This is a genomic window from Paenibacillus sp. MER TA 81-3, assembly GCF_023713585.1.
Classification (GTDB): domain Bacteria; phylum Bacillota; class Bacilli; order Paenibacillales; family Paenibacillaceae; genus Paenibacillus_B; species Paenibacillus_B profundus.
Genome location: NZ_JAMAWB010000010.1, coordinates 190,976 through 204,146, shown reverse-complemented (window position 1 = coordinate 204,146; position 13,171 = coordinate 190,976). Strand labels below are relative to the sequence as shown.

Annotated in this window: 12 protein-coding genes; 2 read left to right on the top strand and 10 right to left on the bottom strand. The window is 52.2% G+C overall.

Annotation, left to right across the window (positions count from 1 at the left end; genetic code table 11):
* Positions 1 to 24: 24 nt before the first annotated feature.
* From rbsD to M3650_RS16640, 6 genes are all read right to left on the bottom strand, one after another.
* Entirely contained in the window at positions 25 to 411 is a 387-nt protein-coding gene (gene rbsD / locus M3650_RS16665) for a D-ribose pyranase (RefSeq protein ID WP_019424049.1), read from the bottom strand.
* Positions 408 to 638, bottom strand: a complete 231-nt coding sequence (locus tag M3650_RS16660) for a DUF4177 domain-containing protein (RefSeq protein ID WP_251576424.1) — start codon at positions 636 to 638, stop codon at positions 408 to 410. The genes rbsD and M3650_RS16660 overlap by 4 nt, the downstream gene beginning before the upstream one ends.
* Positions 635 to 1,309 carry a cyclase family protein gene (locus M3650_RS16655; protein ID WP_251576422.1) on the bottom strand — a complete coding sequence of 225 codons (675 nt, stop codon included), beginning with the start codon at positions 1,307 to 1,309 and terminating at the stop codon, positions 635 to 637. The genes M3650_RS16660 and M3650_RS16655 overlap by 4 nt, the downstream gene beginning before the upstream one ends.
* Positions 1,310 to 1,319: 10 nt before the next feature.
* Positions 1,320 to 2,114, bottom strand: coding sequence for an SDR family NAD(P)-dependent oxidoreductase (locus M3650_RS16650; RefSeq protein ID WP_251576420.1), 795 nt, complete (start codon positions 2,112 to 2,114; stop codon positions 1,320 to 1,322).
* A 76-nt stretch (positions 2,115 to 2,190) separates the two neighbouring features.
* On the bottom strand, positions 2,191 to 3,354 hold the full coding sequence (locus M3650_RS16645; protein ID WP_251576418.1) for a UxaA family hydrolase: 1,164 nt from the start codon (positions 3,352 to 3,354) through the stop codon (positions 2,191 to 2,193).
* Positions 3,355 to 3,417: 63 nt separating this feature from the next.
* Positions 3,418 to 3,756 carry a UxaA family hydrolase gene (locus tag M3650_RS16640; RefSeq protein ID WP_251576416.1) on the bottom strand — a complete coding sequence of 113 codons (339 nt, stop codon included), beginning with the start codon at positions 3,754 to 3,756 and terminating at the stop codon, positions 3,418 to 3,420.
* Positions 3,757 to 3,911: 155 nt separating this feature from the next.
* Between M3650_RS16640 and M3650_RS16635 the strand changes: the two genes are divergently transcribed.
* Positions 3,912 to 4,931, top strand: a complete 1,020-nt coding sequence (locus tag M3650_RS16635) for a LacI family DNA-binding transcriptional regulator (protein ID WP_251576414.1) — start codon at positions 3,912 to 3,914, stop codon at positions 4,929 to 4,931.
* A 186-nt stretch (positions 4,932 to 5,117) separates the two neighbouring features.
* Here M3650_RS16635 and M3650_RS16630 read toward each other — a convergent pair whose 3' ends face one another.
* Positions 5,118 to 6,476: an aminotransferase-like domain-containing protein gene (locus M3650_RS16630; RefSeq protein WP_251576412.1), complete on the bottom strand. Its 1,359-nt coding sequence runs from the start codon at positions 6,474 to 6,476 to the stop codon at positions 5,118 to 5,120.
* Between the two features lie 283 nt (positions 6,477 to 6,759).
* On the opposite strand from M3650_RS16630, the gene M3650_RS16625 reads away from it, so the two are divergent.
* On the top strand, positions 6,760 to 7,680 hold the full coding sequence (locus tag M3650_RS16625) for a DMT family transporter (RefSeq protein WP_251576410.1): 921 nt from the start codon (positions 6,760 to 6,762) through the stop codon (positions 7,678 to 7,680).
* Positions 7,681 to 7,753: 73 nt separating this feature from the next.
* On the opposite strand, the gene M3650_RS16620 is transcribed toward M3650_RS16625, so the two are convergent.
* The 3 genes from M3650_RS16620 to M3650_RS16610 all read right to left on the bottom strand — a co-directional run bounded on the left by M3650_RS16620 (position 7,754) and on the right by M3650_RS16610 (position 13,138).
* Positions 7,754 to 9,598: an ABC transporter ATP-binding protein gene (locus tag M3650_RS16620; protein WP_251576408.1), complete on the bottom strand. Its 1,845-nt coding sequence runs from the start codon at positions 9,596 to 9,598 to the stop codon at positions 7,754 to 7,756.
* Positions 9,579 to 11,321, bottom strand: coding sequence for an ABC transporter ATP-binding protein (locus M3650_RS16615; protein ID WP_251576406.1), 1,743 nt, complete (start codon positions 11,319 to 11,321; stop codon positions 9,579 to 9,581). Before M3650_RS16615 ends, M3650_RS16620 begins: the two co-directional genes overlap by 20 nt.
* Positions 11,322 to 12,247: 926 nt before the next feature.
* Positions 12,248 to 13,138: a carbohydrate ABC transporter permease gene (locus M3650_RS16610; protein WP_483311753.1), complete on the bottom strand. Its 891-nt coding sequence runs from the start codon at positions 13,136 to 13,138 to the stop codon at positions 12,248 to 12,250.
* Positions 13,139 to 13,171: the final 33 nt, after the last annotated feature.

Here is a 13,171-nt window from a genome sequence, read left to right as displayed (position 1 = left end):
CGTTCACACATGCATCATTGAACGTTAACCAGATACGATCATGAGATTGGCATATGGCGTCGTATCTCCCGTCCGAATGACCGCTCTCGATTCCTGGCACAGCTGCTTGAACTCAACGTGCGCCATCACCTTCCACCGCACATCCGGCAAAAGCGCCTTGAGCTCAGCCACCCGTTCCGGACTGAACGACTGCATCTCTTCTGTAATGACGACGCAGTCGATGATGAATTCTCCAGCCACCGCCTGCAGCACGTCCACGACAGTCGGAATATCGTCGCATAAGGCCAGGTCGAGCCGCTCAACGCTCATCGGCACCGGAAATCCCCGATCACAGACTGTTAACATATCGGTATGACCCGTCTCCGAGAGAATGCGGTTCAGCTGCGGATGCAGAATGCCGCCCTTTTTCATCGGCTCACCTCCTTGGTGCTAGTGGAAGAGAAAGCGGCCTGCCGGGCCACTTCCTCTCGTTGATCCAGCGTCAGCCGCTCGCGGAAGCTCGGAGCCGGCCGCTTCAAATACAATTGCTCCACACCCTCGACAACGGTGACGGCAACGAGCTCCCAGCCTTGTTCCCCTAATTCATTCAAGGAAGCCGCATCATGCTCGATGCGATATTCCCACTTAGAAAGACTCAACGTGATTCAACCTCCCATTGGAAGGCCACCACACGGGCCGGAGCGCCACTTGAATCACGGATGTGAAGCGGCAGCGCCATGACATGCCAATCTCCCTCACGAAGCGTCGGATCATTCAACTGCAAGCCTTCCGCCACCCAGATGTTCGCTCCCAAGACGATGCGGTGTGTCTCCTCGTTTTCTTCTCCTGTGCCGCCGATGCTGAAATGATCGATGCCAACTGCCTTAATGCCCCGTTCAACCAAATAACGGGCGCCTTCGTTGGACAAATAAGGAGACTCATAAATCCATTCCTTCGTCCAACCGCGCTTCTCCCCCCAACCGGTATACAGCAGCACAATCGAATGCTCGTTCAACTGCTCCTCATACGGTTCCAGATCCGCACGCCCGATCGGATGCTTCGCCCCTCTGTCCTGCAGCGGCACGAACACCATCCGCCCTTGAAACTGCTGCACTGGAATGCGATCCAGCGTAACATCGAATTCGCCGAGATGGGCAGGCGCATCCATATGGGTTCCGGTATGCAGGTTCATCGTAATCTTCTCCAGCTTCCAACCGTCCCGCGGTCCTACACAGATGTAATCCATCTTCGGCGGTTCAAAGTCCGGCAGCACCGGACACAGATGGTACAGTTCCTGCGACAGATCGACCATTCTCGAAATGTTAAGCATATGCCGTCACCTACCGTTCCATATGGTCTTCCGGTTGTGCCGCCTTAACGGTAAGGCCGCCGTCCACCATGAGCAGATGACCGTTCACCTGCATCGCTTCCTCGGACGCCAAGAATACAACTGCATCGCCGATTTGACGTGCCGTTCCGAGCCGCTTCATCGGATTCGCCTGCTCTTCCTTTTCACGCATGCCTGGAGCTGCCAAGAAGTCCGTACACATATCGGTATCGACCGTGCTAGGCCCGACCGCGTTCACGTTAATGTTATATTTGCCCAGCTCGATCGCCATGCCCTTCGTCAGCATATGAGCAGCTGCTTTTGAAGATTGATAGTGCGGAATAACAGGGCTTGTGACCATCAAGCTGGCTGTCGACAGCACGTTGACGATCTTGCCGTATCCCTTCTCAATCATATGTTCCGCCGCGCGCTGCGAGGTCATGAAGATTGCTTTGACGTTCGTGTTGTACGTATGATCCCACGTTTCTTCCGTCACCTTCATGAACGACTCGAACGGCGCGATGCCCGCGTTGTTCACGAGCACATCAACGTAGCCCAATTCCTTCTCGACTTCGTCGAACATGTTCAGCACTTCAGCCTTGCTGCCGATGTCCGCTTGCACGACAACCGCCTTACGACCCAGTTCCTCAACCTTCTGCTTTACAGCCAATGCCTTCTCGTAAGATGACGCAGAGGCGTAATTGATTGCGACGTCCGCTCCTTCTTCCGCCAATCGATATACAATCGCTTCTCCAATACCGCGGCTCCCCCCGGTAACTAATGCAATACGTCCCGCTAAACGCCCCATGTTAGTTCCTCCTGTTATCCCATAAGTAATCATTGATTATAAGTGCGTGTTCAAAAAGCACCCTTTTGAACATCTTCTATAAGCTCGGACCGATTCGATTAATGCTGAACTCCGCATGGCCGAGCACTTCCGCCTTCGTCAATTGACCATCGCTCACGGCGCGAATTTCATCCCAGATATGGTTGCCCGCTTCCTGCAAGGAGACGCTTCCTTCCAGCATTCCGCTGACGTCCACATCCATGTTGTCTGCCATCCGTTCCGCGCAGATACGGTTGCCGGTAATCTTGATCACCGGAATGACCGCTGAGCCGGTAGGCGTTCCGCGCCCCGTCGTGAAGCAGACCAAATGCGCGCCGCCTGCCGCCATGCCGGATACGCACTCGATGTCATTGCCTGGCGAATCCATAAAATATAGACCGCCTTGCGGAATCGACTTGGCGTATTCAATTACCCCTTCAATCGGCGCTGTTCCGCACTTGCTGATGCAGCCGAGCGACTTCTCCTCGATCGTGCTCAAGCCTCCGGCAATGTTGCCCGGACTCGGATTGCCGCCGCGCATATCGGCTCCCATCCGCTCGACTTCCTTCTCGAAGCGGTTCACGATATGATACAGATCGTCCGCCGTCTCCGTCGTGCGGCAGCGGTCTGCCAGCACATGCTCCGCCCCGATAATTTCCGTCGTCTCGCCGATAACGATAGTGCCGCCTTCGGCAATAAGCGCATCGGCAGCCACGCCAAGAGCCGGATTCGACGCGAGACCACTCGTCGCATCGGAGCCGCCACATTTCACGCCGATCTTCAGCTCAGAGAACGGAATTGCTTCCTTCGTCATCGCATCCAGCTTCGTTCTCATCTCCTGCGCTAACTGAACTCCATGCTGAATCGCTTTGACCGAACCTCCAACGCTCTGAATATCAAATACTTCCACGAGCTTGCCTGTCTTGCGAATTTCCTCTGCCAGCTGTGTCGGATCGACGACCTCGCAGCCCAAGCTTACGATGACGACCCCGCCGACATTCGGGTTCTTGCCCGTTCCGGCGAGCACGTCGAAGGTGCGATCCTTATCCGCGCCAATCTGGCTGCACCCGTGCTGATGGGGGATAGCCACCGTATTCGGTACGAGCTGCTGAATACGGTTGCACACTTGATTCGAGCAGATAACGGTAGGAATAATTAATAAATGATTGCGAATCCCGACCTCACCATTCGGTCTCCGATAGCCTTGAAACGTTAAACTCATGCTAGATTCCCCTTTCCCGTACAAATGAGCTGTGCTTGCTATTTCAGGTGCCTGTCGGCTCCGTTACGCTTCCGCCGAGGATGACTCTCCACCAGCCTGATCTCCGCGCCCCCGAATCCCTTCGATATTGTGCACATGCACATGATCGCCGATCGGAATGTCGCAGACGGCGCGCCCGATGACTTCCCCATACTTGCGCACATGCTCGCCTTCCGTTATGTGAATGACTGCCACCTTATGACCGAAAGGAATCGGCTGATTGACTGCTAGCGACACTGAATTCCCTTGAACTTCGCACGTAATGGTCTCGCCTGGAACAAGCTCCCTGAGAGCGGTCGCGACATGATCGCGATCATCCATTACGATAACGCTTACACCCTTTTGCATGGCCTTTTCTTTCACGCAAATCCCTCCACCTTTAAATGGAAATGTTACCGTTAACTCAACGATATCACCTGTTCCCCTTGATGTCAATGTTACAAATAGAATAAAATGAAATCGGTATAACTATTTTCGTTCTCGTACCCATTTCAATAAATTATAGGAGAATTCAGTCTATGGCTACCATTTATGATATTGCGAAACGGGCCAATGTGTCGGCGATGACAGTATCACGGGTCATTAACAACACGGGCAGAGTCAGTGAGAAAACCCGTACGAAGGTTAAGAAAGTAATGGAAGAGATGCACTATATCCCCAATTCCGTTGCCCGCTGCCTTGTGACACAGGAGAGCAAAATATTGTCTTTGCTCATTACAGACATAACGAATCCATTTTTTACAACGATGGCGCGAGGTGCGGAAGACGCTGCGATGCGGCACGGATACCGGCTCATGTTCGGCAATAGTGACGAGAGCTTCGCAAAAGAAAAGGACTATGTAGAAATGATTTTGTCCATGCGTGTGGACGGCGTGCTATTTTCACCGAGCGGTGACCGTTCCCGCGAGCATTTGGAGTGGCTCACCCGTCAGAACGTTCCGTTCGTGCTGCTGGACCGCGAGGTTCCTGGCGTAGAATGCGACGCTGTACTCGGAGACAGCCGTATCGGCGCACAGCAAGTGGTTCGGGAAATGATCCGCTGCGGACACCGCCGCATCGCGCTCGTGAACGGTTCACAGGACGTATCGACAGCGCGGGAACGTCAGGCAGGGTATGCGGACGCATTGCAGGAAGCTGGCATTCAATATAACGATCAATTGGTGATGGAGACAAGCTATCTGGGCGAGCACGGGCCGTTATCGCTCGCTCATTGGATGGATTTAGCGCCGGGACAGCGGCCAACGGCTATCTTTGCCGCGAACAACATGCTTGCTTTGTCCGTGCTCAAGGCCGTCCGGGAAATGGGCCTGCGCGTTCCCGAGGACCTCTCGCTCGCTTGCTTCGACGATTTCGGCTGGGCAGAAGAGGCGAATCCGTTCTTCTCAGTCGCTTCGCAGCCTGCGTACGAATTCGGGGAGAAAGGAATTCAACTGCTGTTGGAGCGCATCAAAAATCAGGACGTGCCTCCGAGACGCATTGTGCTCCCTTGCAGCGTACATATGCGTCAGTCGGTCGGACAGCTGCAGCCCGTACAATAAGACTAGGCTTGGAGTTGCTATAAGAGGTTGTTCTACACTGTGCTCCTTCTTCAGGAATGCTTCCGCTGCAGTTTTCTTACGAAAACTTGTACTTCTCGGTGCTGAATAGGGGCCATTTGAACCCGCACTATAAATATTTATCAATAGTACCGGCAAGGAGATGCCCTGACAATTTTGGCGCAGGACTTACAGGGTCTCTTTGTCGTACTTATTAATCTCTAGCATGACACGTTCAATTCCCTTCTCTATATCCTCGATTTTTACATTCGAGACGTTTAATTTCAGCAGTGAGCTCTTCGGAAACGAAGATAAATAATTCGCGTCCGCCATGTCGACGAGAATGGATTGCTGCTTCAACCTCGTCATAAGCTCTTGACCCTGCACCCTTTTATCCAGTGATATGTACGTATGAATGCACGGATTACCCGCCGGTGTATAACGGTACAGCCCCTTGCTTTGGCGCTGCGCTTCTTCCAATGCAGAGGTCAAACGTTCCGTTCGCAACGAATAAGCGGAGCGAATCTTCTGCTTGTGGCGCTCGAACATGCCGTTCTTGATGTAGATCTCGAGCGCTGCCTGCGATAGCATAGAGCTGTCGACATCAAGCAGCTTCTTATATTTGTGGAACGGCTCGGCAATGCTTGGCGGGATGACGGCGGCACCGACGCGCAAACCCGGAAAAATGATCTTTGAGTAGCTTTTTAAATAAATGACATGCGCAGAGCTATCATAGGCATATATCGGATCCGCCTTAGCATCCTGATCCAAATCAGCCAAATAGTCGTCCTCCACAATATACACGTCATACCGCTCCGCCAATTTGGCGATCGCCTTTTTCTGCTGCTGAGAGTAAGACGTTCCAAGCGGATTATGAAAGCGCGGCATCGTATAGAAAAACTTAATTCGTTGCGTCTGGAACAGCTGTTCCAGTTCCTGCAGGTCTATGCCTTCGCTCGTACGCTCAATCCCCAGCACGGGCACGTTATGCGTTTCCACATATTCGATATACAAATGATAGCCCGGCTGTTCGATTAATATCGTATCCTTCCCGTTCGGAAACGGAATGGTCGTCAGCAGCGCCAATGCTTGTTGAACGCCAGAAGTGATATAGATGTGATCTGCACTCGTAAACACTTGATAATTCGCCAACTGCTTCTCGATCACCTTGATTAACGATGGCAGCCCTTGCCTGGTTCCATACACAAATAGTTCATTTTTGTAAATATCGATCGCTTTATTGATGCATTGCTGAAAATCCAAATACGGAAACACCTCTGGATCTGGTGCAGAGGAGGCAAAATCGACCGTGGACCGATCGCTATGCCGCCGCGGTTGCTTTCGTTTCATCACATAATATCCGCTTTTCGCAACAGAGTACACCATATGCCGCTGTTCCAGTTCATCGAGCGCACGGATAATCGTGCTTTTGCTGCAGCGATATTGCTCGGCCAGCATGCGAATCGATGGCAGCTTGTTCCCCTCTTTGTACTCGCCGCTCTGAATCCAATGCTCCAAGTCATTTAACAAGGATAAGTATTTATACATAGACGCCTCTCAACCTCATTCCGAATTCTATACCGGTACAGATATAGTTTATTTGTATTGTATCATGTGGGGGGATTTAATACGATGTAACTATACCGGCCGGTACCTATTAAGCGCGCTTCACTGTGTATGAGAGATCACACAGGTAACTTTCGGATTAGGTGCAATGCTTTGGCACTCCTTCAGCAGCAGCTGAAAAACAGCCGGCTCTACTGGACAAAGCATAGTCCACGTGCCGTTTAGCCGCTCAACTTATATACACCTCTATAAAGGAAGTGGAACCATGATAGATTCATCCCAGAAAAAGGCTTATCTTGCAGCCATATTATACGCCTTCATCATCGGCTTCTCGTTCGTGTTCGTAAAGTTGGCCCTGACGGCAACAGATCCGATGAGCACGCTCGCCCATCGCTTTACCATATCCATTGTCATCGCAACCATACCTGTTATATTCGGGTGGGTAAAGCTGAACATAACACCCAAAGACATTGTGCGCATCCTGCCGTTGGCGCTGTTCTATCCGGCGATGTTTTTCGCCTTCCAAGCGTTCGGCTTGGTCTACGCCAGTTCCTCCGAAGCGGGAATCATTCAGGCGGCGGTGCCGATTTTAACGATGCTGCTTGCTTCCTATTTTTTAAAAGAACGTTCGAGTCTATGGCAGAAGCTATCCGTCGCCTTGTCCGTTGCCGGGGTCATTTACATCTTCGTCATGAATGGAGTCGCCATTGATGCTTCCAACGTGAAAGGGACCGTTCTCATCTTGTTGTCCGCGCTCGCCTCGGCAGGGTACAACGTGATGGCGCGGCCGATGACGCGCAGATTCAAGCTCATCGATATCACGTATATGATGACGCTCGTCGGCTTCCTGACGTTTAATGTGATGTCGCTCGTGAACCACGGCCTGAACGGTACGGTATCGCTCTACTTCGCGCCTTTCACGGATACGACGTTTATTATATCGATCTTGTATTTGGGCGTGTTGTCTTCACTCGTCACCTCCTTTTTGTCCAACTACGCCCTCTCGCATATGGAAGCCTCGAAGATGAGCGTGTTCGGCAATTTCGCCACGCTCATTACGATGATTGCCGGCGTCCTGGTGCTAGACGAGCAGCTGAAATATTTTCACCTGATTGGCGCCTGCATGATTATTCTCGGCATATTGGGAACTGCATTTCTCGGCAAACGCAAAGCGAGAGCGCATTGACGCCAACGAAAAGCCAAACACACGTTGCTCGTAATCCGCAACGTGTGTTTGGTGTTCCTTATAACCCGAATTCTTACCCGCTAATGCGATGGAATTGACTGTTCACCAAGCCGTGGTAAAATCCTCTCTGCGCCATCAGAGAATCATGCGATCCTTGCTCGATAATGGTGCCCTCTTCCAGCACGAGAATGAGATCGGCTTGCCGAATCGTATTCAGCCTGTGTGCGATGACGATATTCGTTCGCCCCTTCATCAGCCGGTACAGCGCCTCTTGGATTTTCAGCTCCGTGATCGTATCGATGCTGCTCGTCGCCTCATCCAATATTAAGATAGCCGGGTCGGCCAGCAGCGCGCGGGCGATGGATAACAGCTGCTTCTGCCCTTGGCTGATGCCGCTGCCGTCCTGCTCCAGCACCGTGTCGTACTGCTGCGCCATCTTCATAATGAAGGAATGGGCATTCGCCAGCTTGGCTGCCCGCTCCACCTCGGCGTTGGTCGCATCGAGCTTCCCGTAGCGGATGTTGTCGCGAATCGTGCCTTGGAACAGGTAGGAATCCTGCAGCACGAACCCCATATGCAAGCGCAGATTGTTCCGCTTCACTTCCTTGATGTCAACGCCGTCGACAAATATATGTCCGCCGTCCGAATCATAAAAGCGGGAGAGCAGCTGCACAATCGTCGTCTTTCCCGCTCCCGTCGGACCGACCAAGGCGACTGTTTCGCCAGGAGACGCATGGAACGAAATGTCCGTGACCGTCTGCCCGCCCTTGTCGTAGGCAAAGGACACGTCTGTGAACTCGATTTCGCCGCGCACTTCCGCAAGCTCGACCGCCCGCTGCTCATCCTTGCTCTCCTCATCCTCTTCGAGCACTTCGAATACGCGCTCCGCTCCGGCGATTGCGGATAGAAACGTATTGAACTGGTTCGCCAAATCATTGAGCGGGCGCGTAAACTGCCGCGCATATTCGGAAAACGTGACGATGACCCCGATAGTAATCATGCCTTGAACGGCAAGCACGCCGCCCGCTCCGGCGATGATCGCAAAGCTCAAGTTGTTCAGCACATTCATCAGCTTCGGAATGAAGCCCGAGTACGTCTGCGCCCAGTAGCCGGACATCTTCAGCTTCTCGCTCTTCTCGACGAACTGCGAGATGACTCTTTGCTCCTGCGAGAACGTCTTGATGATTTTTTGACCAGAGAACGTTTCTTCGATAAATCCGTTCAAATCCCCCAAATTGCGCTGCTGTTCCTTGAAATATTTCCCCGTCCGCTTCGTAATCCACTTCATGCCAAGAAACATGAGCGGGACGATGATTAACGTAATCAAGGTCAGAAGCGGGCTGAGCCACAGCATGAGTGTAATCATGCCGATGAACGTCAATATGCTGGATGACAATTGAATGAACGAGCTGTTCAGCGTCTGGCTCACATTGTCGATATCATTGGTGAGGCGGCTCATGAGCTCGCCATGCTGCCGCTTGGCAAAGTACGATACCGGAAGCCGATGCAGCTTACGGAACAGCTCCGTCCGCATGCTGTACACTGCTTTCTGGGCGACCCCTATCATCCAGTAGTTCTGCAGCCAGAGCGATGCGAAGTTCAGCACATACACGCCCGCTATGAGCACGATAAGCAGGATGAGTCCCTGACTGTCGCTCGCCACGATGAACTGATCGACGGCTATCCCCACGAAAAAAGGTCCGAGCAGCCCCATAATGGTGCTTGTCAGCACCATGATGAAGATGAGCGTTAATAGCCCTTTATAGTCCGCTAAGTAGGACCAGATTTTTTTCAGCGTGCCTGCCCAATCTTTCGGTCTTGATTTGGACTTGCCTCCCGGTGCGGCATTGTTCTTGCCGCTCGCTCCATGAGTTTCCCTTGCGCCAGGTTGAACAGGCTTATGTGACGGTATTGGCATGGGTTGCAGCCTCCTCTCCGAACTGGGATTGAACGATGCGCCGGTACATCTCCGAATGCTGTGAGAGGGATGCATGATCGCCCTGTGCCAGCAGCTTGCCATCCTCCAGCAGAAGAATGGTGTCGGCCTGCAGCGCCGTGCTGATCTTTTGCGTAATAATCAAGGTTGTACACGAATACTCTTGGAGCGATGCGAGCAATCTTGCTTCCGTATTGACGTCCAAGGCGCTCGTGCTGTCATCCAAGAGCAGAATCGCCGGCTTCCGGATGAGCGCCCGCGCGATAGACAAGCGCTGCTTCTGACCGCCGGATAGATTGACGCCCTTCTGTCCCAACACCGTGTCATATTGCTGCGGGAGCCTCATAATTGTGTCATGGATCTGGGCGTTGCGGGTGGCGGCAATTACTTCTTCCGTCGTGGCGCCTTCTTTGCCCCATTTTATATTGTCCATGACCGTTCCCGAGAACAGGAGCGCTTCCTGCGGCACGAATCCGATGCCGCGACGAAGCGTATCAAGCTTCATCTTCCGGATATCCATATCATCGATCCGCACGCTTCCTCCGCTCACGTCATATAGGCGGGGAATGAGCTGGAACAACGAGGTCTTCCCCGAACCGGTTGCGCCGAGGATGGCGACCGTCTCTCCCGGATGTGCAGTGAATGTAACGGACTGCAGGACAGGCGCCGTCGTTCCCGGATAGCGAAACGACACGTCCTCAAACGCTATCTTCCCGTTCCGGATGGACAGGGATGCATTCGCATCGTCGGCATCGGTTATATCCGCATCGGTGCCAAGCACCTCCGCTACCCGTTGCCCCGACGCCTTCGCACGGGAAATGACCATCAATATCATCGACACCATGGACATGGCTCCCGTCATCCGTGCCGCATAATTAACGATAGCGACGACTTCGCCGACGTTCACCCCGCCTGCATTCACTTCCAAATGGCCGAACCAGAGGATGCCGAGCACGCTAAGGTTCATGATGAGCAGCAGCAGCGGAATCGTCAGCTCGACGAGGCGCAGAGCGGCTACGGTCTTGGCCATCAACTCCTCATTGGACTTCGCAAACCGTTTGTTTTCATGGCGGTGCCGCACGAATGCTTTGATCAATCTCATGCCAAGCAGATTCTCACGCAGCACGCTGTTCGCCTCGTCCAATTTTTCCTGGACGGAACGGAACAACACGAATCCCTTGCTCATAATCCAAATGAGGAGCACAAGCAGAAGCGGCATGACCACCGCCAATATCAGGCCCAGCTTCACGTTAACGGCCAGCGCCATAATTAGACCGCCGATAACGAGCAGTGGAGCCCGCATCATGATGCGCAAGCTCATGAATACGACGTTCTGCATTTGCGTCACGTCGCTCGTTACGCGGGTAATCAAGGTAGCGGTCGAGAATCGATCGAAGCTGGCGAAAGAAAACGATTGGATTTTTTCGAATAGATGTTTTCGGATGTCGAAACCAAAGTTCTGACTGACGCGGGCAGCATAAAATGAATTGATGATGCCGCAGATGAATCCGATCAAGGCCAACGCGACCATGAATCCTCCCCAGCGAAGCACGACGGAAAGATCTTGCTGCATAATGCCTTCATTAATAATTTTGGCAGCGATTAAAGGATGCCACAGCTCTACAGTGAGCTCGATAAGCATTAGGAAAAGCGCGATGCCCATCGGCCTTCGGTACGGAATGAGAAACGATAACACCTTGCGCATGAATCAGCCTCCAACGATTATGATATAGTTCCATTATTTTACAATTTTAACGGGAGCATTTGTGTTCTATTATACAATATCCGGCCTCGGGCAGACCGAATATTTCAAAATTCACGTAATCTAGTCGTAACATAGGGAAGCCGCAAGGAGTCGGCGCGTTCTCGTCATGTACTCCTGCTGCTAATGCGTATTGCTTGAGTCCCGTCTCACGTCTTCGGTTCAGTAAATGCAATAATACACGCTCTAACTGCATTTGTACATTTACTTGACCCATTCCCATTGTTCGAAAATTGTTGTTCTGGACTGCAAAAGAGAAGTCCATTTTTGCATAATAATATAAATAATGGTAGTTTCAACATTTTCAACTGCACAATTGCATTCAGCCCATTCCTATCCTCCCCTGCCACCTTCCGAAAACACTGCCGCCTCTGCCAACTGAGCTGCACATACTGCTCCGCCAAACCTGCGTTCAGCGTCCAAACGCCTGAGTAACTGCTGCTTCCACCAGCCTTCAGTATCCAAGCGCCTGAGCACCTGCTGCTTTCGCTAACTTGAGTACTTGCGCCCTATCCGTTCAATCATACTTCAGAACATAAAAAAAGTGCCGGTATAGAAGGAAACCGACAGGTAGCTTCCTTCCACCGACACGAATGGGTTGGGGGCAAGTTCGTCCTCGAGGGAACTGTTATGCCATCGACATGCAATTGTAATCCGATAACGAACTCACCCCAGGATGGGTCGTATGAGTAATAGGGTTTAACATGACACAAAAATTAACTGTGGTAGAACATGAGATAAGTAACCGCCAGTCATGGCATCGCCTGTCTTGAATCCTATTGTAGTCTCTGTTGGTGCAACCAGCCATTTAACTAACTTACAATCAGCTTACATTGTTGTAAGAGTGGTAACATCCTGTTCATTGTCTGTTACCCTTTTACCGCTCCCGCCGCCATTCCTTTCATCACCTGTTCCTGAAACAGGATATAGATGACGATCGTAGGCAGCGCCGCCATGCCCAATGCCGCCATCGTCAGCTTATAATCCGTTGAGTAGCCGGTGGCGAATACGGATAGACTGAGCGGCAGCGTCTTCAGCGCCGGACTGTTGATGAACACGAGTGCAAAGGCAAAGTCGTTCCAGAAGCGCAAAAAGCCGAGGATGGCCACCGTTGCCAACGCTGGCATAGAAACCGGAAGCATAATGCGGGTGAAAATGCCGGTGTAGCCACAGCCGTCGACGAGCGCCGCTTCCTCCATTTCCTTCGGAATATTGGCCAAGTAAGCCGCCACGATAAAGATAGCGATAGGAAGCTCAAATGCTGTATACGGCAATATAAGGGCAGCATACGTGTTCAATATCCCCATCTGATTCATCATCATAAACAGCGGTACGAGCGTGCTGTGAATCGGAATGAGCATGCCAAGCACGAACAGCAGATGAATGAAGGTCCTGCCGCGAAACGTGAAGCGCGCCAAAATATAAGCCGCCAACGCCCCCAGCAGCAAAGTGAGCGCTAACGACAGTGTCGTGACGATGAATGAATTCAGCATGGCCAGTCCCATCCCCGATACTTCCCAAGCGCGGGCGAAGTTCGACCATTGCCAGGATTGCGGCAGTCCGAACGGATGCGCGTAAAATTCCTCATTCGTCTTAAACGCGCTCAAATAGAGCCAAATGAGCGGATACAACGTAACTACAGCATACACGGCCAATCCACAGGAAACACAGAAGCGTGTGATGTGCGCCTTCCATCGTCTGGCCGACATCTGATATGGCCCCCGCGCACGCACGGCCGCTGCTGCAGAGGATGATTTCATACCGATTCCCTCCTTTCAAGTTACGTGTTCTAA

What these genes read in the sequence shown, in the direction of transcription:
- rbsD (WP_019424049.1), bottom strand. Translation starts at nt 411, where the DNA reads ATGAAAAAGGGCGGCATTCTGCATCCGCAGCTGAACCGCATTCTCTCG.
- M3650_RS16655 (WP_251576422.1), bottom strand. Translation starts at nt 1,309, where the DNA reads ATGCTTAACATTTCGAGAATGGTCGATCTGTCGCAGGAACTGTACCAT.
- M3650_RS16650 (WP_251576420.1), bottom strand. Translation starts at nt 2,114, where the DNA reads ATGGGGCGTTTAGCGGGACGTATTGCATTAGTTACCGGGGGGAGCCGC.
- M3650_RS16645 (WP_251576418.1), bottom strand. Translation starts at nt 3,354, where the DNA reads ATGAGTTTAACGTTTCAAGGCTATCGGAGACCGAATGGTGAGGTCGGG.
- M3650_RS16635 (WP_251576414.1), top strand. Translation starts at nt 3,912, where the DNA reads ATGGCTACCATTTATGATATTGCGAAACGGGCCAATGTGTCGGCGATG.
- M3650_RS16630 (WP_251576412.1), bottom strand. Translation starts at nt 6,476, where the DNA reads ATGTATAAATACTTATCCTTGTTAAATGACTTGGAGCATTGGATTCAG.
- M3650_RS16625 (WP_251576410.1), top strand. Translation starts at nt 6,760, where the DNA reads ATGATAGATTCATCCCAGAAAAAGGCTTATCTTGCAGCCATATTATAC.
- M3650_RS16620 (WP_251576408.1), bottom strand. Translation starts at nt 9,598, where the DNA reads ATGCCAATACCGTCACATAAGCCTGTTCAACCTGGCGCAAGGGAAACT.
- M3650_RS16615 (WP_251576406.1), bottom strand. Translation starts at nt 11,321, where the DNA reads ATGCGCAAGGTGTTATCGTTTCTCATTCCGTACCGAAGGCCGATGGGC.
- M3650_RS16610 (WP_483311753.1), bottom strand. Translation starts at nt 13,138, where the DNA reads ATGAAATCATCCTCTGCAGCAGCGGCCGTGCGTGCGCGGGGGCCATAT.